This is a genomic window from Phenylobacterium sp. (assembly GCF_016793285.1).
Taxonomy (GTDB): Bacteria; Pseudomonadota; Alphaproteobacteria; order Caulobacterales; family Caulobacteraceae; genus Phenylobacterium.
Map to the genome: position 1 here is coordinate 1 of NZ_JAEUMO010000005.1, position 25,358 is coordinate 25,358.

Annotated in this window: 19 protein-coding genes and 1 pseudogene; 2 read left to right on the forward strand and 18 right to left on the reverse strand. The window is 67.0% G+C overall.

Features of this window, described 5'->3' with window-relative positions; genetic code table 11:
* The 5 genes and pseudogenes from JNL41_RS00425 to rpsL form a co-directional block, all read right to left on the reverse strand.
* A pseudogene (locus JNL41_RS00425) lies at positions 1-246 on the reverse strand (hypothetical protein); the annotation flags it as partial.
* Positions 247-431: 185 nt separating this feature from the next.
* A complete protein-coding gene (gene tuf, locus JNL41_RS00430) occupies positions 432-1,622 on the reverse strand; it encodes an elongation factor Tu (RefSeq protein WP_293472119.1) in 1,191 nt (396 codons plus the stop codon).
* A gap of 48 nt (positions 1,623-1,670) precedes the next feature.
* Complete coding sequence (fusA, locus tag JNL41_RS00435) at positions 1,671-3,749, reverse strand: elongation factor G (protein WP_293472121.1); 2,079 nt, start codon at positions 3,747-3,749, stop codon at positions 1,671-1,673.
* 102 nt (positions 3,750-3,851) lie between these two features.
* The gene (gene rpsG, locus JNL41_RS00440) at positions 3,852-4,325 is read right to left on the reverse strand and encodes a 30S ribosomal protein S7 (protein WP_293472123.1); all 474 of its coding nucleotides are present in this window, start codon (positions 4,323-4,325) and stop codon (positions 3,852-3,854) included.
* Positions 4,326-4,337: 12 nt separating this feature from the next.
* Entirely contained in the window at positions 4,338-4,709 is a 372-nt protein-coding gene (gene rpsL, locus JNL41_RS00445; RefSeq protein ID WP_056018026.1) for a 30S ribosomal protein S12, read from the reverse strand.
* A 303-nt stretch (positions 4,710-5,012) separates the two neighbouring features.
* Between rpsL and JNL41_RS00450 the strand changes: the two genes are divergently transcribed.
* Positions 5,013-5,741 (forward strand): hypothetical protein, encoded by a 729-nt coding sequence (locus tag JNL41_RS00450; protein WP_293472125.1) that lies wholly within the window; start codon positions 5,013-5,015, stop codon positions 5,739-5,741.
* 101 nt (positions 5,742-5,842) lie between these two features.
* Here the strand turns inward: JNL41_RS00450 and JNL41_RS00455 are convergent, their stop codons facing one another.
* The 5 genes from JNL41_RS00455 to rpoB form a co-directional block, all read right to left on the reverse strand.
* On the reverse strand, positions 5,843-6,949 hold the full coding sequence (locus JNL41_RS00455; RefSeq protein ID WP_293472127.1) for a ferritin-like domain-containing protein: 1,107 nt from the start codon (positions 6,947-6,949) through the stop codon (positions 5,843-5,845).
* Between the two features lie 91 nt (positions 6,950-7,040).
* Entirely contained in the window at positions 7,041-7,370 is a 330-nt protein-coding gene (locus JNL41_RS00460; protein ID WP_293472129.1) for a zf-TFIIB domain-containing protein, read from the reverse strand.
* A gap of 75 nt (positions 7,371-7,445) precedes the next feature.
* Positions 7,446-9,398, reverse strand: coding sequence for a S9 family peptidase (locus JNL41_RS00465; protein ID WP_293472130.1), 1,953 nt, complete (start codon positions 9,396-9,398; stop codon positions 7,446-7,448).
* 141 nt (positions 9,399-9,539) lie between these two features.
* Positions 9,540-13,730 (reverse strand): DNA-directed RNA polymerase subunit beta', encoded by a 4,191-nt coding sequence (gene rpoC / locus JNL41_RS00470; protein ID WP_293472131.1) that lies wholly within the window; start codon positions 13,728-13,730, stop codon positions 9,540-9,542.
* 91 nt (positions 13,731-13,821) lie between these two features.
* Positions 13,822-17,892: a DNA-directed RNA polymerase subunit beta gene (gene rpoB / locus JNL41_RS00475; protein ID WP_293472133.1), complete on the reverse strand. Its 4,071-nt coding sequence runs from the start codon at positions 17,890-17,892 to the stop codon at positions 13,822-13,824.
* Positions 17,893-18,449: 557 nt separating this feature from the next.
* On the opposite strand from rpoB, the gene mddA reads away from it, so the two are divergent.
* Positions 18,450-19,202 (forward strand): methanethiol S-methyltransferase, encoded by a 753-nt coding sequence (mddA, locus tag JNL41_RS00480; RefSeq protein WP_293472135.1) that lies wholly within the window; start codon positions 18,450-18,452, stop codon positions 19,200-19,202.
* Positions 19,203-19,260: 58 nt separating this feature from the next.
* On the opposite strand, the gene JNL41_RS00485 is transcribed toward mddA, so the two are convergent.
* From JNL41_RS00485 to rplK, 8 genes are all read right to left on the reverse strand, one after another.
* Positions 19,261-19,920: a hypothetical protein gene (locus JNL41_RS00485; protein WP_293472137.1), complete on the reverse strand. Its 660-nt coding sequence runs from the start codon at positions 19,918-19,920 to the stop codon at positions 19,261-19,263.
* 150 nt (positions 19,921-20,070) lie between these two features.
* Positions 20,071-20,460: a 50S ribosomal protein L7/L12 gene (rplL, locus tag JNL41_RS00490; RefSeq protein ID WP_293472139.1), complete on the reverse strand. Its 390-nt coding sequence runs from the start codon at positions 20,458-20,460 to the stop codon at positions 20,071-20,073.
* 45 nt (positions 20,461-20,505) lie between these two features.
* A complete protein-coding gene (gene rplJ, locus JNL41_RS00495; RefSeq protein WP_293472141.1) occupies positions 20,506-21,021 on the reverse strand; it encodes a 50S ribosomal protein L10 in 516 nt (171 codons plus the stop codon).
* Between the two features lie 568 nt (positions 21,022-21,589).
* Entirely contained in the window at positions 21,590-22,786 is a 1,197-nt protein-coding gene (locus tag JNL41_RS00500; protein WP_293472142.1) for an acetyl-CoA C-acetyltransferase, read from the reverse strand.
* Positions 22,787-22,867: 81 nt separating this feature from the next.
* Complete coding sequence (locus tag JNL41_RS00505) at positions 22,868-23,692, reverse strand: enoyl-CoA hydratase-related protein (protein WP_293472144.1); 825 nt, start codon at positions 23,690-23,692, stop codon at positions 22,868-22,870.
* Positions 23,692-24,204, reverse strand: a complete 513-nt coding sequence (locus JNL41_RS00510; protein ID WP_293472146.1) for a GNAT family N-acetyltransferase — start codon at positions 24,202-24,204, stop codon at positions 23,692-23,694. The genes JNL41_RS00505 and JNL41_RS00510 overlap by 1 nt, the downstream gene beginning before the upstream one ends.
* A gap of 153 nt (positions 24,205-24,357) precedes the next feature.
* Positions 24,358-25,047: a 50S ribosomal protein L1 gene (gene rplA / locus JNL41_RS00515; protein WP_293472148.1), complete on the reverse strand. Its 690-nt coding sequence runs from the start codon at positions 25,045-25,047 to the stop codon at positions 24,358-24,360.
* Positions 25,048-25,051: 4 nt separating this feature from the next.
* The coding region (gene rplK, locus JNL41_RS00520; RefSeq protein ID WP_293472150.1) for a 50S ribosomal protein L11 at positions 25,052-25,358 on the reverse strand (307 nt) is incomplete at its 5' end.

A 25,358-nucleotide genomic window follows, 5' to 3' on the forward strand; every position in this document is an offset into this window, starting at 1 on the left:
GCCGTGGTCGAGGTCGCCGTCGACGATGGTGCGGTCGCCGAGGGTTCGGACGGTGAGCGGCAGCCTGGGGTGCGGGCGCACGATGTCCACCTTGATGTCGGCCCGGTCCTCGGGGACCACGGTGACCCGCGCCACCGCATCCTTGATCTCCACCGACGCGGCCTGCGCCGGGCCCGCGGCGGCCAGGGCGCCCAGAGCGGCCAGAGCGGCGGCGCCCGCGGCGATGAGGGCGATCTTCGGCTGCATGTCCCGGTCCCCGTTGGGTGTGACGCGAAGCTAGTCGCCCACGCCGCGCCCCACAGCTTAAATGTCGGTCATGAAGCCGATGTCATCCGCCCGGGGGCCCCAACGAAGAAGGCCGCCGGGTCGCCCCGACGGCCTTCCGTAGAAACAGTCGTCCCGGCCAGCAGAGCGGCCAGGCCGGGTTCAGGCTACTTGATGATCTTGCTCACCACGCCCGAGCCCACCGTGCGGCCGCCTTCGCGGATCGCGAAGCGCAGGCCCTGGTCCATCGCGATCGGCGTGATCAGCTCCACCGTCAGCTCGGCGTTGTCGCCGGGCATGATCATCTCCACGCCTTCCTTCAGCTTGATGATCCCCGTCACGTCCGTCGTGCGGAAGTAGAACTGCGGACGGTAGTTCGTGAAGAACGGCGTGTGACGACCGCCCTCTTCCTTCGTCAGGATGTAGGCCTCCGCCAGGAACTCCGTGTGCGGCGTGATCGAGCCCGGCTTGCACAGCACCTGGCCACGCTCCACGTCCTCCCGCTTCGTGCCGCGCAGCAGCACCCCCACGTTGTCCCCCGCCTGGCCCTGGTCCAGCAGCTTGCGGAACATCTCCACGCCCGTGCAGGTCGTCTTCTGCACCGGACGGATGCCCACGATCTCCACTTCCTCGCCGACCTTCACGATCCCCTTCTCGATCCGGCCCGTCACCACCGTGCCCCGACCCGAGATCGAGAACACGTCTTCCACCGGCATCAGGAACGGCAGGTCCACAGGACGCTCAGGCTGCGGAATGTACTCGTCCACCGACGCCATCAGCGCCAGGATCGCGTTCTCCCCGATCTCCGGCGTCTTGCCTTCCACCGCCGCCAGCGCCGAGCCCTTCGTGATCGGAATGTCGTCGCCCGGGAACTCGTAGCTCGACAGAAGCTCGCGCACCTCCATCTCCACCAGGTCCAGCAACTCGGCGTCGTCGACCATGTCCACCTTGTTCATGAACACCACCAGCGCCGGCACGCCCACCTGACGCGCCAAAAGGATGTGCTCGCGCGTCTGCGGCATCGGACCGTCAGCGGCCGACACCACCAGGATCGCGCCGTCCATCTGCGCCGCACCCGTGATCATGTTCTTCACGTAGTCCGCGTGACCAGGGCAGTCCACGTGCGCATAGTGACGGTTCGCCGTCTCGTACTCCACGTGCGCCGTGTTGATCGTGATCCCCCGCGCCTTCTCCTCAGGCGCCGCGTCGATGTCCGCATACGACTTCGCCGTCGCGCCACCACTCTTCGCCAGCACCATCGTGATCGCCGCCGTCAGCGTCGTCTTCCCATGGTCTACGTGACCAATCGTACCGATGTTGCAGTGCGGCTTGTTGCGTTCGAACTTCTCTTTGGCCATTTCAAGCTCCAGCCCTGTCCGGGCTTGTCCTCTAAACTAGGGTTGGGATTAGGCGTACTTCTTGATGACTTCTTCGGCGACCGCTTGCGGCACCGGATCGTAGTGATCGTACTGCATGGTGAACTGCGCCCGGCCTTGCGACATGCCGCGCAGGTTGTTCACGTAGCCGAACATGTTCGCCAGCGGGACGAAGGCGTTCACCACCGTCGCGTTGCCGCGCATGTCCTGACCCTGGATCATCCCCCGGCGGCCGTTCAGGTCGCCGATGACCGAACCCAGGTACTCTTCCGGCGTCACGACCTCGACGGCCATGATCGGCTCGAGCAGCTTCGGGGCGCCCTTCTCGCGCAGTTCCTTGAAGGCCGCGCGCGAGGCGATTTCGAAGGCCAGGACCGACGAGTCGACGTCGTGGAACGCGCCGTCGATCAGGGTCGCTTTGAAGTCGATCAGCGGGAACCCGGCCAGCAGGCCGTTGTCCTTCGCCGACTCGATGCCCTTCTGGACGCCCGGGATATATTCCTTGGGCACCGCGCCGCCGACGATCGCGCTTTCGAAGACGAAGCCCGAGCCCGGCTCGCCCGGCTCGAACACGATCTTCACGCGGGCGAACTGGCCCGTGCCGCCGGTCTGCTTCTTGTGCGTATAGTCGATCTCGGCGCGCTTCCCGAGGCTCTCGCGATAGGCCACCTGGGGCGCGCCGATGTTGGCTTCCACCTTGTAGGTGCGCTTCAGGATGTCGATCTTGATGTCGAGGTGCAGTTCGCCCATCCCCTTCAGGATGGTCTGGCCGCTCTCGTGGTCGGTCGACACGGTGAAGGACGGGTCCTCGGCGGCCAGCTTGGCCAGCGCCACGCCCAGCTTCTCCTGGTCGGCCTTCGACTTCGGCTCGACGGCGATCTCGATCACGGGCGCCGGGAACTCCATGCGCTCCAGGATCACCGGCGACTTGTTCGGATCGCACAGCGTATCGCCGGTCCGGGTTTCCTTCAGGCCGGCCAGGGCGACGATGTCGCCGGCGTAGGCTTCCTTGATGTCTTCCCGGTTGTTCGAGTGCATCAGCAGCATGCGGCCGACGCGCTCCTTCTTGTCGCGCGTCGAGTTCATCAGGCCCATGCCGGTCTCGAGCTTGCCCGAGTAGATGCGGCAGAAGGTGAGCGAGCCCACGAAGGGGTCGTCCATGATCTTGAACGCCAGGACCGACAGCGGCTCATCGTCGGACGCGCGGCGTTCGACCTCTTCTTCCGTCCGGAAGTCGATGCCCTTGGTCGGCGGGATGTCCACCGGCGACGGCAGATAGTCCACGACCGCGTCGAGCAGGGGCTGAACGCCCTTGTTCTTGAACGCCGAGCCGCAGAGGATCGGATAGAACGCGCCGGTCAGCACCGCCTTGCGGATGCACTTCTTGATGACCTCTTCCGACGGCTCTTCGCCCGAGAGGTAGGCTTCCATGGCCTCGTCATCGAGTTCGACCGCGTTCTCGATCATGTAATGGCGCGCGGCTTCGGCCTTTTCCTTCAGGTCGGCCGGGATCTCTTCGTCGCGATAGTTCGCGCCAAGGCCGTCGTTGTCCCAGACCACCGCCTTCATGCGGACGAGGTCGACCAGGCCCTTCAGCGCCGACTCCGCGCCGATCGGCAGTTGGATCGGAACGGCCTTCGCGCCGAGACGGTCGCGGATCGACTCCACCGACTTGTCGAAGTCGGCGCCCAGCTTGTCCATCTTGTTGACGAACACGATGCGCGGGACGTTGTACTTGTCGGCCTGGCGCCAGACGGTCTCGGTCTGCGGTTCGACGCCGGCGTTGCCGTCCAGCACCGTCACCGCGCCATCGAGCACGCGCAGCGAGCGCTCGACTTCGATGGTGAAGTCGACGTGCCCGGGGGTGTCGATGATGTTGAGACGCTTGTCCTTCCAGAACGCGGTCGTCGCGGCCGACGTGATCGTGATGCCGCGCTCCTGCTCCTGCTCCATCCAGTCCATGGTGGCCGCGCCATCGTGGACTTCGCCGATCTTATGCGACTTGCCGGTGTAATAGAGGATCCGCTCCGTCGTCGTCGTCTTGCCGGCATCGATGTGGGCCATGATGCCGAAGTTGCGGTAGTCCTCGATTTTATGCGTACGGGGCATAGCGGATCGCCTTGGAAAAGGGCTGTTCGGGAGTAGCTGAACGAACGGCGCGGGCGGTTTATCTCAAACCGCCCGCGCCGGAAAGCGTGACTGAAGTCGGGCTTACCAGCGGTAGTGCGAGAAGGCCCGGTTGGCTTCCGCCATCTTGTGCGTGTCTTCGCGCTTCTTCACCGCGGTGCCGCGGTTCGAAGAGGCGTCCAGAAGTTCGCCGGCCAGCTTCTCGGTCATGGTGTTCTCGCCGCGCTTGCGCGCCGCGGTGATCAGCCAGCGGATGGCCAGGGCCTTGCGGCGCTCGGGACGGACTTCCACCGGCACCTGATAGGTGGCGCCGCCGACCCGGCGGGACCGGACTTCGATGGCCGGAGCCACGTTGTCCAGCGCGGTATGGAAGACCTCGAGCGGGCCCAGATCCTTGCGGCGGGCCTCCAGGAGATCGAAGGCGCCGTACACGATGTTCTCGGCGACGGCCTTCTTACCTTCGTACATCACGTAGTTCATGAACTTGGTGACGACGAGATCCCCGAACTTGGGATCGGGGAGCACTTCACGCTTGTCTGCTTTACGGCGACGGGACATCTCGGAATTTCCTTACTTCGGACGCTTGGCGCCGTAGAGCGAGCGGCGCTGCTTGCGGTCCTTGACCCCTTGCGTGTCGAGCACGCCGCGGAGGATGTGATAGCGGACGCCCGGAAGGTCCTTCACGCGGCCGCCGCGGATCAGCACGACCGAGTGTTCCTGCAGGTTGTGGCCTTCGCCGGGGATGTAGCACACCGCTTCGATGCCGGTGGTCAGGCGCACCTTGGCGACCTTACGCAGAGCCGAGTTCGGCTTCTTCGGGGTCGTGGTGTAGACCCGGGTGCAGACGCCGCGACGTTGCGGGCACCCCTTCAGGGCCGGGACCTTGTTCCGCGAGGGCTTGTCCTGGCGCGGCTTGCGGATGAGCTGGTTGACTGTCGGCATCTACTCTCGCTTCGTGGAGGCGTGTGCCGTTTGGCCGTGGCGCCTCAGTTGGGATCTTCGTGGTCATGGTTCGACGCCGACCCATGAAACGCAAAACACGCCGGTCACCCGTTCGGGCGGTCCGGCGGTAGCGGCTCATCGGAGCTGGGAAGAATCCCCGGCCTCGAAAGAGGGCGCTACATAGTCGCGAAGCGGCGTCCCGTCAATCTGCGTTCCCGGCGACGGAAGGGCTCGGCGGGACGGCCATGAATTCGCCTTTCGCGCGTTCTCTCTCAAGGCGCAGCTTGGAAGACGGGAGCTCGAATGCCGGCGACGGCGCGGCAGGGCCGGAAGGTTGGGATCGTGGCGGCCTCGCTGGCCGTCCACGCCGTGCTCCTGACCCTGGTCTGGATCCAGGCGCCGCGGCTGCGCACGCCGATCCCGCCGTCCGGCCCGCCCGAAGCCATCATCCCGGTGCTGATCATCCCGCGCACCCCGCCGCCGGCCGCCGCGCCGCCCGGCGCGAAGCCGACGCCGATCCGCCTGCACCGCCGCCCCCAGCCCTTCTCGGACCAGCCGCCGCCGGTCGCGCCGCTCGTCACGCCCGCCGCGCCGGAGACGCCGCCGCCCAAGGCCGCCCCCTCGCCCGGCGCGATCCGGCCCATCATCGGCCCCACGGCCGACGACGCCCTGGCGCGCAACGCCCGCAATGCGCTGAAGAGCCGCCTCGACTGCAACAGCCCCGCCCTCTCCCGCGCCGAACGCGAAGCCTGCATGGACCGGTTCGCCGATCGCTTCGGCGACCAGCCGTTCCAGGGCCTCGGCGTGGAGCGCGGCAAGGCGAGCGGCTTCGAGGCCGAGGGCCGGCGCAAGGAGCAGGACTTCGTCTACAAGCGCTCCGCCGGCGGCGGCCCGGGCACGTCGGGCACGGGCTACAACGCGGGCAACATCCGCCAGCCCGACAAGCCCAGCACCGGCATCGGCGCCACCGCCGAGGACCTCGGCCGCGTCACCGGCAACGACAGCCGGCGCGAACTCAAGGTCCCCTTCTAGACCATTCGGCGCCCAGGCCGGTCCGAGGCCGGGAAGCCGAATGGTCTGTCCGGAGGCAGAGGTGTCGAGCCTTCGACGGTTCAGGCGAACCGCCGAAGGCTCTAGGCGACGAGCCGCGATCCGGTCTCGAGGGGCGCCTCGAGACGGACCCAGTCGATCTCGCCGTCGTGCCGCAGGTTCTCGAACGAGAGCACGCCGAGTTCCTCGAACTTCGGCCGGATCGCGTCGGTCAGCAGGCCCACGCGCTTCAGGTTCGGGATCATCCGTTCGAAGAGGAAGGTGCGGAAGGCCTCGCCGCCCTGGCTCTGGGCGTTGATCTCCAGCGCCTCGTCGCGGGTGAAGCCGAACTCCTCGGCGACCGAGGTGGAGATCAGCCGGTTCTTCATCACCACGCAGGCCTCGTAGGCGAACTGCGCCCGCTCCTCGATCTGGTCCTGCGGAAGCGCGCGGATCCAGTCCTCGAGGTAGTTCACGCCGAACGCGACATGGCGGCCCTCGTCACGCATGACAAGGCCCACGACCTGCTTCAGCAGCGGATCGGGCGTCTGCGCGTGGATCGTCTGGAACGCCGCCAGCGCCAGGCCCTCGATCAGGATCTGCATGCCGATGAACTTCAGGTCCCAGCGCTCGTCGGTGAGCACCTTGTCGAGCAGGAACTTCAGGTTCGGGTTGATCGGATAGATCATGTGGCAGCGCTCCATCAGGTAGCGATGGAACACCTCGACGTGCCGCGCCTCGTCGAAGGTCTGCGATGCGGCGTAGAGCTTGGCGTCGTGCGTCGGAGCGCAGGTGACCAGTTGCGACGCCACCATCAGCGCGCCCTGCTCTCCGTGCAGGAACTGGGAGAGCGTCTGCGCCGAGGTGCGCGCCATGAAGTCCGCCCGCTGCTCCGGCGTCAGGCGCTTCCACTTGGGATGGTCCTTGAAGCCCTCGGGCCCTTCATCCTCCGAGAAGCTGCGGGGCTCGCCCCTCAGCGTCCAGTCGACGTCCAGTTCGGAATTCCAGTTGAAGCGCTTGCCCAGCTCGTAGAGCCGGCGGATGCGCGCGTTGGCCGCTTCGTAGTCCCAGTTGTACGAGCCGGTGAGCGGCGTGCGGAAGATCTCGCGGATCACCTCCACGTCATGGTCGGTGAGACGATGGGCGAGGTCATCCTCGTCGAAGTACTGGACCTCGGTCGGCGGACCCTTGACCTCTTGGACGTGCAGCATGGCGATCTCCCTTGCCCGGCATCTTCCGGACCTGGGGCGATCATAAAAATGACGCAGGCGTCATCTTTGACTCAGATCAAACCGGCGCACGTCAGTCGAAGATGTCGAAGATGTCGAAGCCCTTCTTTTTCTTCCGGTAGTGATAGTCGTCGTCGTAGCGGTGACGCCGCTCGCGGTCGTCGTAGGGATGGCGCTTCTTCCAGTCGTCGGGGTCGCGGTGGAAGTCCTTCACCTCGCGATCGAACTTCTGGCGGTCCTGCTCGTAGCCGCTGCGTTCGTCGCGCTGGCCGGTCATCAGCTTTTCGAGCTCGCCCCGATCCAGCCAGACGCCGCGGCAGCTCGGGCACATGTCGATCTCGACGCCGCCTCGGGCGACGTTCTGCATCGAGGTGTTGCAGTTGGGGCAGAGCAGCAGCGGCAAGGGATCCTCCTATCGGCCTGCCGTCTGATCTAAGCGCTCATCGCGCTCCGCCAAGGCCCCTGCCCCACTTCCCGCTCAGTTCACCGGCAGGTTCTTCGCCAGGAACGCCTCCAGCGCCTCCAGCGTCCGGGTCCGGTTCGCGGACTTGGTCAGGTAGTGGTTCTCACCCTCCAGCACGACGAACTCGTACGGCTTGCCCGCGGCCTTGAGTCGATCGGCCATCAACTGAGATTGGGAAAGCTGCACCACGGTGTCCTTGTCACCGTGGATGAGCAGGACCGGCGCCTTGACCGATCCGGCGCGGCGGGCCGGCGACGCGGCATCGAGGTTCGGACGAGTCGCGCCGCCGAGCATTTCCCGCAGCTCTCTGGAACTGCCGCCGTCACGACCGTAGAGCCGTCCTTCTTCCACCAGGAACAACCCCAAGTCAGAAATGCCGGCAATGGACGCCGCGCAGCGGTAGGCCTCTGGGTGCAGCGAGGCGCCGGCCAGCGCGGCGTACCCGCCGAAGTCCATGCCCACGATGCAGACCCGGTTCGGATCGACGAGATTCTGCGAAGCGAGCGCCCGGACGCCATCGAGCAGGTCGGTCTGCATCTTCCCGGCCCACTCCCCGTTGCCCGCGTCCTCGAACGCCTGCCCAAAGCCCCAGGAACCACGATACTGAGGTTGAAGAACGGCGTAGCCCCTGGTCGCCAGGAACTGGGCGAAGATGTTGAAGTCGTAGGCGTCCCGAACGGCCGGGCCACCATGCGGAAGGACGACGAGAGGTAGTGGCTTCCCGCTCGGATCCGCGTTGGGCGGCAGGGTCAGATATCCTGGGATCTCCAGCCCATCTGCAGCCTTATAGGTGATCCATCTGGTGGACCCGAGTTGTGCGCCCTTCAGTTCGGGGTACTCCTCACCGAGTGGCGAGACCTCCTTGCGAGCCCGGTCATACAGAAACCACGTGGGGGGAGACGTCGGCGAACTTACCCGGGCGAGGAACCGGTTGCGATCGCGCGACCAGCCCCAGAGTCGTACTGACTGCGACTTGAAGGCGCGAGCGAGCACGCCGTGAGCCGACCCGATCTCCGCATCGAACCATTCTATGTTTGGCCGCTCGGCTCCTGTGGAGAGGCCAACGGGCGCATCGGTGTACTCGTCCCAGATGATCGATGGCGAAGGTTGCGACGACGTCTGGCCAAAGGTCGTCTCGGCGCCGTCGTCCAGACGCTTGGCAACTAGCTTGTCGTTCATGCCCAGGTAGATAGAATCGGTCGCCGTCGAGTATCCGTGATAGTAGCGTCGGCTCTTGAAGCTATTTCCCGACCAGACCTGCTTCCACTGACCTTTTCCATCGGCCTTGCCGTAGACGGAAAAGCGATGGTTGATCTGGTCGATGTCGAGGCGGACGCGCGGCTGCCCTGCCGGGTCCACCGACCACGCGACGGTATCATAGTCGCCACGCTCCAGAAGGATCCCCTTTCCGCTCGCCGGGTCGGCGCGCCAGAGAGCGGTGAGGAACTCCCCCTCCTTCCGCTTCATGCGGCTGTCCTTGGTGGTGTTGTCTCCACTGCCCTCGATCAGCCCCAGGACGATGGCTTGCGGTCGGTCGCCGGCCGTCACCCGAAACACGGGCTGTTCGAGGAGGAAGCGGGACAACGTGTCGCTTTCCAGCAGGCGCGTGATGGCTCTCCCGTCGGTCGACACCACCACGTTGCGTTCAAAGCGATAAGCCTGCCGCGGGCCAAAGCTGTCCCAGAACGCGATCCTCGCGAGGACGTGATCGTCCCCCGCCCAGCGCACGCTGACGCCTTCCACGTCGCCGAGTTCGAGTCTAGGCAGGTTCGGCTGGTCGATCGTGGCGATCGAAACCGCTCTTCGATCAGGGGCGCCGCCGAGGATCGCGATGCGTTGCCCACCGGGCGAGATCGCCGCATCCACCACCGCCGGGACACGCCCGAAGGCCGAGGCCGGCGGCGGCGCGGCGTGAGCCGCCATGCCGAGAGAGACGGCCGCCGCGGCCGCCATCAGATACGCTTTCACAGTCCACCCCCGCGTGGTCCCCACGAGTCGCAACCTAGCCGCGACCGGCGCCGGGCGCCTAGGGCCGGGCCAGACTTCGCATGCGAAAACGGCCCGGGATCGCTCCCGGGCCGTTCGTACGCGTGACGTTACCGGAGTGCTTTACGACTCGACCGTCTCGGCCACGGCCGCGTCGGCGATCTCGGCCGGCAGCGGCTCCATGGCTTCCTCGCGGCTGGCCGTCAGGGCCTCGTCGCGCTTGGCGGCGATGCGCTGCAGGTTCCGCAGGTACGAGCCCGTGCCCGCCGGGATGAGGCGGCCCACGATCACGTTCTCCTTCAGGCCTTCCAGGGTGTCGTTCTTGCCCTGGACCGCCGCTTCGGTCAGCACGCGGGTCGTTTCCTGGAACGACGCGGCCGAGATGAAGCTGCGGGTCTGCAAGCTGGCCTTGGTGATGCCCAGCAGAACCGGCTGGGTGAGCGCCGGGCGACCGCCTCGGGCTTCCGCCTTGGCGCTCTCCTCTTCCACTTCCAGCTTGTCCAGGTGGTCCCCCTTGAGCAGGCCGGTGTCGCCCGGCTCGAGGATCTCCACCTTCTGCAGCATCTGACGCACGATCGTCTCGATGTGCTTGTCGTTGATCGGCACGCCTTGCAGTCGGTAGACCTCCTGGATCTCGTTCACCAGGAAGTCGGCCAGCGCCTCGATGCCCTGGATCCGCAGGATATCGTGCGGGTCCGGGTTGCCGTCGATGATGTACTCGCCCTTGCGGATCACGTCGCCGTCGTGGACCGCGATGTGCTTGCCCTTCGGGATCAGGAACTCGACCGCTTCACCGTCTTCCGGGGTGATCTTGATGCGGCGCTTGTTCTTGTAGTCGCGCCCGAACTCGACGCGGCCGTCCATCTCGGCGATCACCGCGCAGTCCTTCGGACGCCGGGCTTCGAACAGCTCGGCCACCCGCGGCAGACCGCCGGTGATGTCGCGGGTCTTGGCGCTTTCCGTGGGGATCCGCGCCATGATCTCGCCGGGCTTCACCTCGTCGCCGTCGCCGATCGAGAGGATGGCCCCGACCGGCAGCAGGTAGCGGGCTTCGCCGCCGTTCGACAGACGCTTGTAGGCGCCGTCCTCGCCCAGCACCGACATGGCCGGACGCAGGTCCGAACCCTTCGAGCTGGCGCGCCAGTCGATGACCACGCGGTTGGAGATGCCGGTGGCCTCGTCGGCCTCCTCGCGGAACGAGAAGTTCTCGACCAGGTCCTCGAAGCGCACCTTGCCGCCCACTTCCGTGATGATCGGCGTGGTGTAGGGGTCCCAGGTGGCAAGGCGTTCACCGCGCTTCACCTTGCCGCCGTCCTTGACCTGCAGGCGGGCGCCGTAGGGCACCTTGTAGGACTCGCGGTCCTTGCCATCGACCTGGACGGTCAGGGTCAGGTTGCGGCTCATCGAGATGAGGCCGCCGTCGGCCGCGACCACGGTGTTGCCGCCGGAAATCCGGGCGACGCCCTCGTTGGCGCTTTCGAAGAACGACTGCTCGGCCACCTGTGCGGTGCCGCCGATGTGGAAGGTCCGCATCGTCAACTGCGTGCCGGGCTCGCCGATCGACTGGGCGGCGATGACGCCGACCGCTTCACCGATGTTCACCGGCGTGCCGCGGGCCAGGTCGCGGCCATAGCAGGCGCCGCAGACGCCGACCTTGGTCTCGCAGGTCAGGACCGAGCGGATCTTGACCGACTGGACGCCGGCGCTCTCCACGAGATCGCACATGTTCTCGTCGAGATAGCTGTCGGCCGGGACGATGATCTCGTTGGTGCCCGGGTCCTTCACGTCCTCGGCCGCGAAGCGGCCCAGGATGCGCTGACCGAGGCTCACGAGCACGTCGCCGCCTTCGACCACCGCGCGCAGCGTGATGCCGCGCGTGGTGCCGCAGTCTTCCTCGGTGATGATGCAGTCCTGCGCCACGTCGACGAGGCGGCGGGTCAGGTAGCCCGAGTTGGCGGTCTTCAGGGCGGTGTCGGCCAGGCCCTTGCGGGCGCCGTGCGTGGAGTTGAAGTACTCCTGAACGGTCAGGCCTTCCTTGAAGTTCGAGATGATCGGCGTCTCGATGATTTCGCCCGACGGCTTGGCCATCAGGCCGCGCATCCCGCCGAGCTGCTTCATCTGCGCCTGCGAACCGCGGGCGCCCGAGTTGCTCATCATGAAGATCGAGTTGATCTCGCCCTGGCGGCCGTCCGGCCCCACGGGCGCCGAGGAGACCTCGGCCATCATCTCGTCGGCGACGCGGTCCGTGGCCTTGGCCCAGGCGTCGACGACCTTGTTGTACTTCTCGCCCTTGGTGATCAGGCCGTCCGCGTACTGCTGCTCGTACTCTTCCACGAGCTTGCGGGTCTCTTCGACGATCGGCGCCTTGCGGGCCGGGATGACGATGTCGTCCTTGCCGAAGCTGATGCCGGCCTTGGCCGCCTCGCGGAAGCCCAGGCCCATGACCTGGTCGGCGAAGATGACCGTCGCCTTCTGACCGCAGTGCCGGTAGACGGCGTCGATCAGGTTGCCGATCTCCTTCTTGGTCAGGTTCTTCTCGAGAAGACGGTGACCGATCGCCGGGTTGTGCGGCAGCAGGGCCGCGATCTTCATCCGGCCGGGCGTCGTGTCGATGATCTTCCGCACGACGTTGCCGTCGGCGTCCATCTCGGTGTGACGCGCCTTCACCTTCGAGTGCAGGGTCACGACCTTGGCGTCGAGCGCCTGGTCGATCTCGGCCAGGTCGGTGAAGACCTTGCCCTCGCCCGGCTCGCCGTCCTTGGCCAGCGACAGGTAGTAGAGGCCGAGCACGATGTCCTGCGACGGCACGATGATCGGGCGACCGTTCGCGGGCGACAGGATGTTGTTCGTGCTCATCATCAGCACGCGCGCCTCAAGCTGGGCTTCCAGCGAGAGCGGCACGTGGACGGCCATCTGGTCGCCGTCGAAGTCGGCGTTGAAGGCGGCGCAGACCAGCGGGTGAAGCTGGATGGCCTTGCCCTCGATCAGCTTCGGCTCGAACGCCTGGATGCCCAGGCGGTGCAGGGTCGGCGCGCGGTTCAGCAGCACCGGGTGTTCGCGGATCACCTCGTCCAGGATGTCCCAGACCGCCGGCTGCTCACGCTCCACCATGCGCTTGGACTGCTTCACGGTCCCCGAGAGGCCCTTGGCGTCCAGACGCGCGTAGATGAACGGCTTGAAGAGCTCGAGCGCCATCTTCTTCGGCAGGCCGCACTCGTGCAGCTTCAGCTCGGGACCCACCACGATGACCGAGCGGCCCGAGTAGTCCACGCGCTTGCCGAGCAGGTTCTGGCGGAACCGGCCCTGCTTGCCCTTCAGCATGTCGGCGAGCGACTTGAGCGGGCGCTTGTTGGCGCCCGTGATCACGCGGCCGCGGCGGCCGTTGTCGAACAGGGCGTCGACGGCCTCCTGCAGCATCCGCTTTTCGTTGCGGATGATGATGTCCGGCGCGCGCAGCTCGATGAGGCGCTTCAGGCGGTTGTTCCGGTTGATGACCCGGCGATAGAGGTCGTTCAGGTCCGACGTCGCGAAGCGGCCGCCGTCCAGCGGCACCAGCGGGCGCAGTTCCGGCGGGATGACGGGGATCACCGTCAGCACCATCCACTCGGGCTTGTTGCCGCTCTCGATGAAGCTCTCGATGAGCTTCAGGCGCTTGGACGCCTTCTTGAGCTTCATTTCCGAGGTGGTGGTCTTCAGGTCCTCGTGCAGGCCCTCGGCCGTCTTGGCCAGGTCGATGCCCTTCAGCAGGCCCTGGACCGCCTCGGCGCCGATCTCGGCGGTGAAGCTGTCGTCGCCGAACTCCTCCTGGAAGCGCAGGAAGTCGTCTTCCGAGAGCAACTGGTGCTGCTTCAGCGGCGTGAGGCCCGGCTCGGTGACGATGTAGTTCTCGAAGTAGAGGACGCGTTCGATGTCCTTCAGCGCCATGTCCAGCATCAGCGCGATGCGCGAGGGCAGCGACTTCAGGAACCAGATGTGGGCGACCGGCGAGGCCAGCTCGATGTGGCCCATCCGCTCGCGCCGGACGCGCGCCAGGGTCACTTCGACCCCGCACTTTTCGCAGATGATGCCCTTGTACTTCATGCGCTTGTACTTGCCGCACAGGCACTCGTAGTCCTTCGTCGGACCGAAGATCCGCGCGCAGAACAGGCCGTCACGCTCGGGCTTGAACGTGCGGTAGTTGATGGTCTCGGGCTTCTTGATCTCGCCGAACGACCACGAGCGGATCTTTTCCGGCGAGGCCAGGGCGATGCGGATGCGGTCGAAGGTCGGAGCGGCCTGGACCGGATTGAAGATGTTCAGGACTTCCTGGTTCATCTTGGTTCCTTCTGCGGGGTGAGCCCCGCGAATAAATCTAAAGAAAGCAGGCGGATCGCCCTCCCCCGTCCGAGGGAGGGCAAGGTGTCCGTCAGCTATTCTCCAGCTCCACGTTCAGGCCGAGGGAGCGCATCTCCTTGACCAGCACGTTGAAGCTTTCCGGGATCCCGGCCTCGAAGGTGTCGTCGCCACGGACGATGCTCTCGTAGACCTTGGTCCGGCCGGCCACGTCGTCCGACTTCACCGTCAGCATCTCCTGCAGGGTGTAGGCGGCGCCGTAGGCTTCCAGAGCCCAGACCTCCATCTCCCCGAAGCGCTGACCGCCGAACTGCGCCTTGCCGCCCAGCGGTTGCTGGGTGACCAGGCTGTACGGACCGATCGAACGGGCGTGGATCTTGTCGTCGACCAGGTGGTGCAGCTTCAGCATGTAGATGTAGCCGACCGTCACCGGACGCTTGAACCGCTCGCCCGTCTGGCCGTCGTACAGGTACGACTGGCCCGACCGCGCGAGGCCCGCCTTCTCCAGCAGATCCTCGATGTCGTTGATGTGGGCTCCGTCGAACACCGGGGTGGCGAACGGGATGCCCTTTGACAGGTTGCGGGCCAGTTCGAGCAGCTCGCCCTCGTCGTCGGGCAGCTCCTCGTCCTTGCCGTAGGCGTCACGCAGGTAGTCGATCAGCGCCGCCTTCTGGCCGCCGTGCTGCCAGGCCTCGAGCAGGTCGGCGACCTGCTTGCCGAGACCGGCCGACGCCCAGCCGAGGTGGGTTTCGAAGATCTGGCCGACGTTCATCCGCGACGGCACGCCAAGCGGGTTCAGCACGATGTCCACGTGCTGGCCGTTTTCCAGGTAGGGCATGTCCTCGATCGGCAGGATCTTGGAGATGACCCCCTTGTTGCCGTGACGGCCGGCCATCTTGTCGCCCGGCTGCAGCTTGCGCTTCACCGCCACGAACACCTTGACCATCTTCATCACGCCGGGCGGCAGCTCGTCCCCGCGCTGCAGCTTGTCGACCTTGTCCTCGAAGCGGCGGTCGAGGCGCTTGCGGGCGTCGTCGAACTGCTTGCGCAGCGCTTCGAGCTCGCCCATCGCCTTCTCGTCGTCGAGCGCGATCTGCCACCACAGGCCGGGCGCGATCTCTTCCAGCTTGTCGGCCGTCACTTCGCCGCGGCCCAGGCCCTTCGGACCCGAGACGGCGGTCTTGCCGACCAGCAGCTCGCGCAGGCGGCCGGTCATGTTGCGGTTCAGGATGCCGAACTCGTCGTCCCGGTCCTTGCCGAGGCGGTCGATCTCGGCGCGTTCGATGGCCAGCGCACGCTCGTCCTTGTCGACGCCGTGACGGTTGAACACGCGGACTTCCACGATCGTCCCGGCGACGCCCGGGGGCAGGCGCAGCGAAGTGTCGCGGACGTCGGAGGCCTTCTCGCCGAAGATGGCGCGCAGGAGCTTTTCTTCCGGCGTCATCGGGCTTTCGCCCTTCGGCGTGACCTTGCCCACCAGGATGTCGCCCGGCATCACCTCGGCGCCGATCGCCACGATGCCCGCTTCGTCGAGGTTGCGCAGCGCCTCCTCGCCGACGTTCGGGATGTCGCGGGTGATCTCTTCCGGGCCCAGCTTGGTGTCGCGGGCCATGACCTCGAACTCCTCGATGTGGATCGAGGTGAAGATGTCGTCGCGCACGATGCGCTCGGAGATCAGGATCGAGTCTTCGAAGTTGTAGCCGTTCCAGGGCATGAACGCGACGAGCGTGTTCCGGCCCAGGGCCAGTTCGCCCAGCTCGGTCGACGGGCCGTCGGCGATGACGTCGCCGGCCAGGATCTTGTCGCCCACCTGCACCAGCGGACGCTGGTTGATGCAGGTCGAGGTGTTCGAGCGCTGGAACTTCTGCAGGCGGTAGATGTCGACGCCCGGCTTCGAGGGGTCGAGCTCCTCGGTCGCGCGGATGACGATACGCGTGCCGTCGATCTGCTCGACGACGCCCGCGCGGCGGGCCGTCACGACGGCGCCGGAGTCCACCGCCACGATGCCTTCCATGCCGGTGCCGACCAGCGGCGCATCCGACTGGATGAGCGGCACGGCCTGCTTCTGCATGTTCGAGCCCATGAGGGCGCGGTTGGCGTCGTCGTTCTCGAGGAACGGGATCAGCGAGGCGGCCACCGAGACGACCTGCTTCGGCGACACGTCCATCAGGTCGACCTGGTCGCGTTGCAGCAGGCCGGGTTCGCCGTTGATCCGGCCGGGCACCAGGTCTTCGACGATGGCGCCGTTGTCGAGCTTGATGTTGGCCTGGGCGATGACGTGCTTCGCCTCTTCCATGGCCGACATGTAGACGACCTCTTCGGTCGTCTTGCCGTCCTTGATGCGGCGGTACGGGCTCTCGATGAAGCCGTACTTGTTCACCACCGCGTGCGTGGCGAGCGAGTTGATCAGGCCGATGTTCGGACCTTCCGGCGTCTCGATCGGGCAGATCCGGCCGTAGTGGGTCGGATGCACGTCGCGGACTTCGAAGCCGGCGCGCTCACGCGTCAGACCGCCCGGGCCAAGGGCCGACAGGCGGCGCTTGTGGGTGATTTCCGACAGCGGGTTGGTCTGGTCCATGAACTGCGAGAGCTGCGAGCTGCCGAAGAACTCGCGCACGGCCGCGGCCGCGGGCTTCGCGTTGATCAGGTCGTGCGGCATGACCGTGTCGATGTCGACCGAGCTCATGCGTTCCTTGATCGCGCGCTCCATGCGCAGCAGGCCGACGCGGTACTGGTTCTCCAGCAGTTCGCCCACCGAGCGGACCCGGCGGTTGCCGAGGTTGTCGATGTCGTCGATCTCGCCGCGGCCGTCGCGCAGGCCGACCAGGGTCTTCAGGACCGCCAGCACGTCTTCCTTGCGCAGGATGCGCACGTCGTCGGGGCAGTCGAGTTCGAGGCGCATGTTCATCTTCACGCGGCCGACCGAGCTGAGATCGTAGCGTTCGCCGTCGAAGAACAGCGACTTGAACATGGCCTCCGCGGCTTCCACCGTCGGCGGCTCGCCCGGACGCATCACGCGATAGATGTCGAACAGGGCGTCCTCGCGGACGGTGTTCTTGTCCACGCGCAGGGTGTTGCGCATGTAGGCGCCGACCGTGACGTGGTCGACGTCGAGGACGTCGAGGGTCGTGAAGCCCTGCTCTTCGAGGCTGGCCAGCAGGCCGGCGTCCAGTTCGTCGCCGGCCTCGGCGTAGATCTCGCCGGTCTGGAAGTTGACCAGGTCCTTGGCGAGGTAGCGGCCGTTCAGGGCCTCGGGCGCCAGCAGCAGGGTCTTCAGGCCGTTGTCGGCGAACTTCTTGGCGTTGCGCGCCGAGATCTTGGTGCCGGCCGGCGCGATCTCTTCGCCGCTGTCGGCGTCGACGAGCGGGAACTCCGGCTTCACGCCGCGCCAGCGTTCGGCCTTGTACGGGGTGGCCCAGCCCCCCTTCCGCTTCTCGTACGGCACGGTGTCGTAGAACGTCGAGAGAATCTCCTCGCCGTCCATGCCCAGCGCCATGAGGAAGGTCGTCGCCGGCAGCTTCCGGCGGCGGTCGATGCGGACGTAGACGATGTCCTTGGCGTCGAATTCGAAGTCGAGCCACGAGCCGCGGTACGGGATCACGCGCGCGGCGAACAGGAGCTTGCCCGAAGCGTGGGTCTTGCCCTTGTCGTGGTCGAAGAAGACGCCCGGCGAGCGGTGCATCTGGCTGACGATGACGCGCTGGGTCCCGTTGACGATGAAGGTGCCCTTCTCCGTCATGAGCGGGATGTCGCCCATGTAGACGTCCTGCTCCTTGATGTCCTTCACGGAGCGGGCGCCGGTCTCTTCGTCGGTTTCGAAGACGATGAGGCGCAGCTTCACCTTCAGCGGCGCCGCATAGGTCATGTCGCGCTGAACGCATTCCTCGACGTCGTACTTGGGCTCTTCGAACTCGTAGGAGACGTATTCGAGCACGGCGCGTTCGTTGAAGTCCTTGATCGGGAAGACCGACTTGAAGACCGCCTCGATGCCCTCGTCGCGACGTTCGCCGGCGCGGACTTCGCGCTGCAGGAACTGTTCGTAGGACGAGCGCTGAACCTCGATCAGGTTCGGCATCTGCACGGCTTCAGGGATGCGGCCGAACGAGAATCGGATCCGCTTCTTACCGGTGAAGGATTGCGCCATTTTGATCCCTTGAGGACGCCAGGACGGGAATCCGGGCGCCGAGTGCTTCCATTCCGGGTCCGCCCTGTCGGACTCCCGCGGACGGGAGCCGGACCCTGGAATGCTCCCCGTGTCGTCGGGAGCGCCCCTTCGCATGGTCGGAGGGCGACGGACCATGCCTCGGGGCCTGCACGCGCGAAGGCCGCATCTCGGGAGATGTGAATCGGGAGGTGTTTCGCGAACGGCGGGAGATAGTCCCTTTGGGCAGGTTTGTGAAGTCCCCTGCCGCGCGAAAACGAAGAGGCGACGCGGAGCCGTGTTCTCCGCGCCGCCCCTCGGTCGACCTGGGGGTCGTGCCCGGGCGTATCCCGGGTGGTCTGCTGGCTTTCGTCTCGCCCAGGATCAACCGGCCAGGCGGCGCGGTTGTTCCGCCGCGTCGGAGCCGTCCGGCCTGGCTGCCCGCCCCGCCGGGGCGAGGTTGCCCTCGCCTCCCGAGCCGCCCCTTCGCGACCCTGCCGAACAACGGTTGGCGAACGCGTGGCGCCGTCCTATCCATTCTCATCGCGGAGGGTCATGCCATGACCGGACTTCTGTTCACGCTCTACGGCGTCGTCGCCTATCTCGTCTTCTTCGCCACGTTCCTCTACGCCATCGCCTTCGTGGGCGACCTGCCCGTCCCCCGAACCATCGACAGCGGCCTTCCCGGCCCCCTTGTCCCATCGCTCCTGATCGACGCGGCGCTGCTCGGCCTGTTCGCCGTCCAGCACAGCGTCATGGCGCGCCCGGCGTTCAAGCGGGTCTGGACCAGGATCGTGCCCAAGCCCATCGAACGCAGCACCTACGTGCTCTTCGCCAGCCTCGCGCTGATCGTGATGTTCGTCTTCTGGCGGCCGCTGCCGCAACTCGTCTGGGAGGCGCCGGCCGGGCTTGCCGCCACGGCGCTCGCCGTACTCTTCTGGGCCGGCTGGGGCGTGGTGCTGGTCTCGACGTTCCTGATCAGCCACTTCGAGCTCTTCGGGCTGCAGCAGGTCTGGAACCGGCTGCGCGGCCGGCCCCCAGCGCCGATCGCGTTCCGCACGCCGGGCTTCTACCGGGGCGTTCGTCACCCGATCTACCTGGGTTTCATCGTGGCCTTCTGGGCGACGCCGGCCATGAGCCTGGGCCACCTGGTCTTCGCGGTCGCGACGCTGGGCTACATCCTGATCGCCATCCAGTTCGAGGAACGCGACCTGATCGCGGTCTTCGGCGACCGCTACCGCGCCTACAGGGCCCAGGTCGGCATGCTGATCCCGAAGCTGGGCGCCAGGGGCAAACCCGAACGGGCGGCCTGACGCGGCAAGGGCCGGGCTCGCGTCCGGGCCCTTGTCGCCGCGCCGGCGCCGCTCATGCTCAGCGCGGCGCGCCGCCGTTCAGCAGCGGCAGGCACGATTGCCAGTTGCCCGGATTGGCCGCCGCACAGGCCTGGTAGCTCTGTCCGGCCTGGTAGGTCGCCATCGCGGCGGCGTGACCGTTGGCCACCGAGGGCAGCGCGCCGGGCGGCAAGGCGGCTGCCGGCGACTGCGCCTGATAGGCGCCGATGCCCAGCGACGGGCGCGGCGTGGCGACCGCCGCGGCGGGCCGGGCCGCCGTCGCGATCTGCAGGCAGGCCTGGATGGCCGTCGCATTGCCGCCGGCGTTCTGCACGCAGGTCCTGATCGCCTCCTGCACGGCCGCAGGGTTCACGGCCGGCGCAGCCTGGATCGCCGGCGCAGCCTGGCTGCGCGCCTGGGCCTGGCCGATGATGCCCAGGATGCCCGCCGCCGCGGCCGCCTTGTTGCCGCCGGCCAGGCCGCTCAGCCCACCGCCCGGCAGATTGATCGACGGCCCCGCCCCCAGCCCCATCTTGGCGCGGAGCTGCGCGCATTCCGCCATCGTCGCCCCGGCCGGCGAGTTGCAGATCTGCATCGCCGCGTTGAGCCGGTTGATGTCGTAGGCGCTCTGCGCCCGGGCCTCCGTCACGAAGGCCAGCCCCAGCACGGCGGCCGCGCCGCCCAGCATGCTCAGTCTCATCGTCGTCGCGCCCCCCAGACACGGCTCTCCTGAGGTTGACGATGCGCCGGCGCGGCAGTCCTGCCCTCCCCCGATCGGGGGTACGAAAAAGGGCCGGGATCGCTCCCGGCCCTTCGATCGCTTGAAGCGTCGTCGTCGACGCCGGCCAGACTACTTGATCTGGACGGTGGCGCCGGCTTCTTCGAGCTTCTTCTTGATCTCTTCCGCTTCCTGCTTGGAGATGTTCTCCTTCACGTTCTGCGGAGCGCCTTCGACGAGGTCCTTGGCTTCCTTCAGGCCGAGGTCCGGACGGACGCCGCGGACTTCCTTGATCACGTTGATCTTCTTGTCGCCGCCGGCGGCGAGAACAACGGTGAACTCGGTCTGCTCTTCGGCGGCTTCGGCCGGAGCGGCGGCGCCACCGGCGCCCGGAGCGGCGGCGACGGCGACCGGAGCCGCGGCGCTCACGCCCCACTTTTCTTCCAGCAGCTTGGAGAGCTCAGCAGCTTCCAGGACGGTCAGGGCGGAGAGGTCGTCCACCAGCTTTTCGAGATTGGCCATTCTTAGATTCCTTGATCTTCAGGGATGTTTGTCGGGAAGTGACGATCAGGCGGCGTCTTTGGCGGCGTAGGCGCCGACGACGCGAGCCAACTGACCAGCGGGCGCCTGCAGCACACCCGCGATCTTGGTCGCGGGCGCTTGCAGCAGTCCGATGATCTTGGCGCGGAGCTGGTCCAGCGAAGGCAGCGTGGCGAGGGCCGTCACCGACGTCTTGTCCAGCACCTGCTGACCCATGAAGCCGCCAATGACGGAGAACTTGTCGTTGTCCTTGGCGTACTGGGTCGCGACCTTGGCGGCGGACACCGGGTCGGCCGCGAAGGCGATGGCGACGGGACCCTTGAAGAGGGCGTCGCCCGCCTCGCCGATCGAGCCGCCCAGAGCCTTCTGGACGAGGGTGTTCTTCACCACCTGCAGCTTGGCGCCTTCGGTGCGAAGGCGGCCACGCAGATCGGTCATTTCCGCAACGGTCAGACCCTTGTAGTGGGTCACGACCACGGCGCCGGCGTCAGCGAAAACGCCTTTGAGCGCTTCGATGGCGTCCTGCTTTTGAGCGCGGTCCATTGCGGTCTCCATACTCAGGTTCCGCGCGCACGAGACTGCGCACGCGGGTAAGCACCTGTCCTTGTGAGAGAAGCCGCAGCCGCCGCCCCCGCCGCGTTGCGGTGGAACGATCGAGCCGTCATCTTCCCGTCTCCCTGCGCCTGAGGAGGGGCCCCTCCTCGCGTTACGGCCTCCGGTGACCCCGGCGGCTGCACAGTTCTTGGACAGGATGGGAAACCCGCCCCCGGTGAAGAGTGGGGCCTCCCGTCCTCGCAACTCCCGAAGGAGCGGCGAAGCGCGGGCGTTTACAGGAAGACCCCCGCCAGTTCAACCCGCCGCGAGCCACGCCTCCGGCCACGTCGAGCTTGCCTCAGGGCGAGGTGCGAACATAATAAGAACATTCAGGCTTAGGCCGGGAATGCACTACCAAGCACACGAAGGCCACCAAGCAATGCCGGCGACGCTCGACCGGATCGCGCGGAGCGTCGTCGACGCGGGCTTGAAGGTGCATCGCGCTCAAGGACGGGGTTCGGCGCATCGCGCTCTAGCTTGGTGCGCTTCGTGAGCTTGGTGGTTCAAGCTGACCTTCTCACGCCGCCTCGAAGATGGCCGCGATGCCCTGGCCGCCGCCGATGCACATGGTCTCCAGGCCGTACCTGCCGTCGCGGCGCTTCAGCTCGCGCAGCAGGTTGGCGAGGATCCGGCCGCCGGTGGCGCCGATCGGGTGGCCCAGCGAGATGCCCGAGCCGTTGACGTTCAGCCGGTCGCGCTCGTCCCAGCCCCAGCCCTTCAGCACGGCCAGCACCTGCGGCGCGAAAGCCTCGTTCAGCTCGACGAGATCGATGTCGTCCCAGCCCATGCCGGTGCGCTCGAAGAGGCGCTTCACCGCCGGCACCGGACCGATGCCCATGCGCGACGGATCGCAGCCGGCCGCGGCCCAGCTCACGAAGTAGCCCATCGGGTCGAGGTTCAGCTCGGCCAGCTTGTCCTCGGCCACCACCAGGCAGGCGGCCGCCGCGTCGTTCTGCTGGCTGGCGTTGCCGGCCGTCACCACGCCGTCCTTCTCGATGGCGCGCAGCTTGCCCAGGCTCTCCATGGTGGCGTCGGCGCGCACGCCCTCATCCTTGGCGAAGACGACCGGGTCGCCCTTCTTCTGCGGCACCGAGACCGGCACCAGCTCGTCGTCGAACTTGCCCTCGGCCCAGGCCCTGGTCGCGCGCTGGTGGCTCATGACGGCGTATTCGTCGGCCTGCTCGCGGCTGATCTGATAGTCGCGCGCCAGATTGTCGGCGGTTTCGATCATGCCCGAGATCACGCCGAAGCGGCTGATCGGCTGGCTCATCACCCGGCCGCGGGCCAGGCGGTCGTGCATGGTCACCGAGCCCGCGCGGGCGCCGTTGCGCATGTCGAGCGAGTAGTACTCGGTGTTGCTCATGCTTTCGACGCCGCCGGCGATCACCACGTCGGCGACGCCGGTCTGCACCATCATCGCCGCGTCGATCACCGCCTGCAGGCCCGAGCCGCAGCGGCGGTCGAGCTGGTAGCCGGGCACCTCGATCGGGAAGTCGGCCGCCAGCAGCGACCAGCGCGCGATGCACGGCGCCTCGCCGTTGCCATAGCCCTGGGCGAAGATGACGTCGTCCACCTTGCCCGGGTCGATCTTCGTGCGCTCCACAAGCGCCTTCAGGACCACCGCGCCCAGGTCGCCGGCGGTCATGCTGGCGAGGCTGCCCTGGAACTTGCCCACGGCGGTGCGGATGGGGCTGACGATGGCGGCGCGTCTCACGGGGCATCTCCTCGGCTTGTCGGCTTCGTCCCTGGGGCCGTTACGCTGCGTGCGTCAAGGGGGCGCGCGTCAAGAGGCGGCTCACCCGGACCAGGCCGGCGGCCGCTTCTCCATGAAGGCCTTCACGCCCTCCTTGTAGTCGGGCGTGCGGGACATCTCGACCAGCAGCGCCTCGGCGACCTTCACCGAACTGGCCGCATCGCGATGCAGGTCGCGGTAGATCTGGCGCTTGCTCTCGCGGGCCGAACCGGGGGCGACCGAGGTCGCCAGCATTCGCGCATAGGCCATCACTTCGTCCATCAGCCGATCCGCCGGCACGATCCGGTTCAGGAAACCCATCCGGTCCGCCTCTTCGGCCGTGAATACACGGCTGGAGAGAAGGATGTCGTTGGCGTGGGTCAGGCCGATGATCCGCGGCAGCACCCAGGAGAGCCCGTACTCCACCGGGAAGTTGTAGCGCCCATGCGCGGCCGTGAACTTCACGCCCGGAACGCAGAACCTCAGGTCGCAGAAGGCCGCCAGCACCAGACCCACGCCGGCCGCCGCGCCGTTGATCGCCGCGATGATCGGCTTCCCGACCCCGAAGTGGTAGGCGAACGTCGCGTCGAAGGCGGGGTCCACGCCGTAGCCCGGTTCGGCGATGTCGTCCTGCGTGCCGGCGTCGTACTGGCCGCGCTCGGAGTGTCCTTCCAGCGCCTGGAGGTCCGCCCCCGGGCAGAACGCGACGCCCTCCGGGTCGCCCGTCACCACGATCACCCGCACGGCCGGATCGTTGTCGGCCTCGCGCAGGATCCAGCGGTACTCGGTGTGCATCCGCCCGGTCCAGGCGTTGCGGCGTTTCGGACGGGCGAGTGTGACGACGGCGATCCCGTCCGTCACGTCATAGCGGGTGGCCTTGAGCTCCATCAGGCCACCATGAACCGGACGATCAGCCCGTTCCAGAGATCGTCGTCGTGATCGCGTTCCTCGACCGTGCCCGGCGCGCCGAGTTCGGCCGCGACGCCGCGCCAGAACAGCTGAGCGGCCGCGTTCTTCCGCGCCACGGCAAGCTCCCACTGGCCGGGCCGGCTTGCGATCGCCGCGCGGGCGGCGGCTCGCCCGACGCCGCCGCGCCGGTGTTTCCGCACCACGAAGAACTCGGCGACGCTGAAGTCCAGCGGCCGGCCGGAGTGGGCGAAGTCGTTGATGAGTACGAAGCCGGCGACATGGCCGTCGACGCGCAGCAGATAGGGCCACCGGTTGGGCTCGGACCAGTAGCTGTCGAGGTAAGGGTAGTCCGGAAAGCGCCCGTCCTCTCCGAGCTCGCCGCGGTCGGTTCCGGCCCAGAAGTCGCTGAAGTCGTGGGTGTAGAGCTGGAACAGGGCCTCCAGCGCGGGCTTGTGGCGGGCCTCGCAGGCCTCGAGCGCGATCGTCGGCATGGGTCCCTCCCCTTCGCCGCCGTCCTGACCGCGCCGCCAGCCCCGGTCAACCGCCGCGCCGCCGCCCGGGACGCGCGGTCAGGTTTCGCGGACGCAAAGAAAAAGGCGCGGGGATCGCCCGCGCCTTCAACTCATTCGACTTTCGATCTGCGCTTAGGCGCCGACCGAACCGCCGTCCACCTTGAAGCCCGGGCCCATCGTCGACGAGAGGCTGATCTTCTTGATGTAGGTGCCCTTGGCGCCCGACGGCTTGGCCTTGTTGAGCGCGTCGATCAGCGCCTTCACGTTGATCTGCAGGGCTTCCTCGGTGAACGAGGCCTTGCCGATGCCGGCGTGGATGATGCCGGTCTTTTCGGTGCGGAACTCGATCGAGCCGCCCTTGGCGTCTTTCACGGCCTGGCCGACGTTCGGCGTCACGGTGCCGACGCGCGGGTTCGGCATCAGGCCGCGCGGGCCCAGCACCTTACCCAGACGGCCGACGAGGGCCATCATGTCGGGCGTGGCGATCACGCGGTCGAAGTCCATGAAGCCGCCCTGGATCTTTTCGACCAGTTCCTCGGCGCCGACGATCTCGGCCCCGGCCGCCTTGGCTTCCTCGGCCTTGGCGTCCTTGGCGATGACCGCGACGCGCACGTCACGGCCGGTGCCGGACGGCAGGGCCACGACGCCACGGACCTGCTGGTCGGCGTGACGCGGGTCGACGCCCAGGTTGACGGCGATCTCGACGGTCTCGTCGAACTTGGCGTTGGCGTTGGCCTTCACCAGCTTCACGGCGTCGTTGAGGGCGTGGGTGGCCTGGGTGTCGCCGGTCCACGTCTTCGTGCGCTTGGGTTGCTTGGCCATGTGCTCAGGCCTCCACGATCTGAAGACCCATCGAGCGCGCAGAGCCCTCGATGATCTTGGCGGCGGCCTCGACGTCGTTCGCGTTGAGGTCCTTCATCTTCTTCTCGGCGATCTCGCGGAGCTGGCTGCGCGTGATCTTGCCCGCGCTGTCGCGGCCGGGCGCCTTGGAACCCGACTTCAGGTTCAGCGCCTGCTTGATGAAGTACGACGCCGGGGGCGTCTTGGTGATGAAGGTGAACGACTTGTCCTGGTAGACCGTGATCACGGTCGGAAGGGGCGTGCCCTTCGCTTCCTTCTCGGTGCGGGCGTTG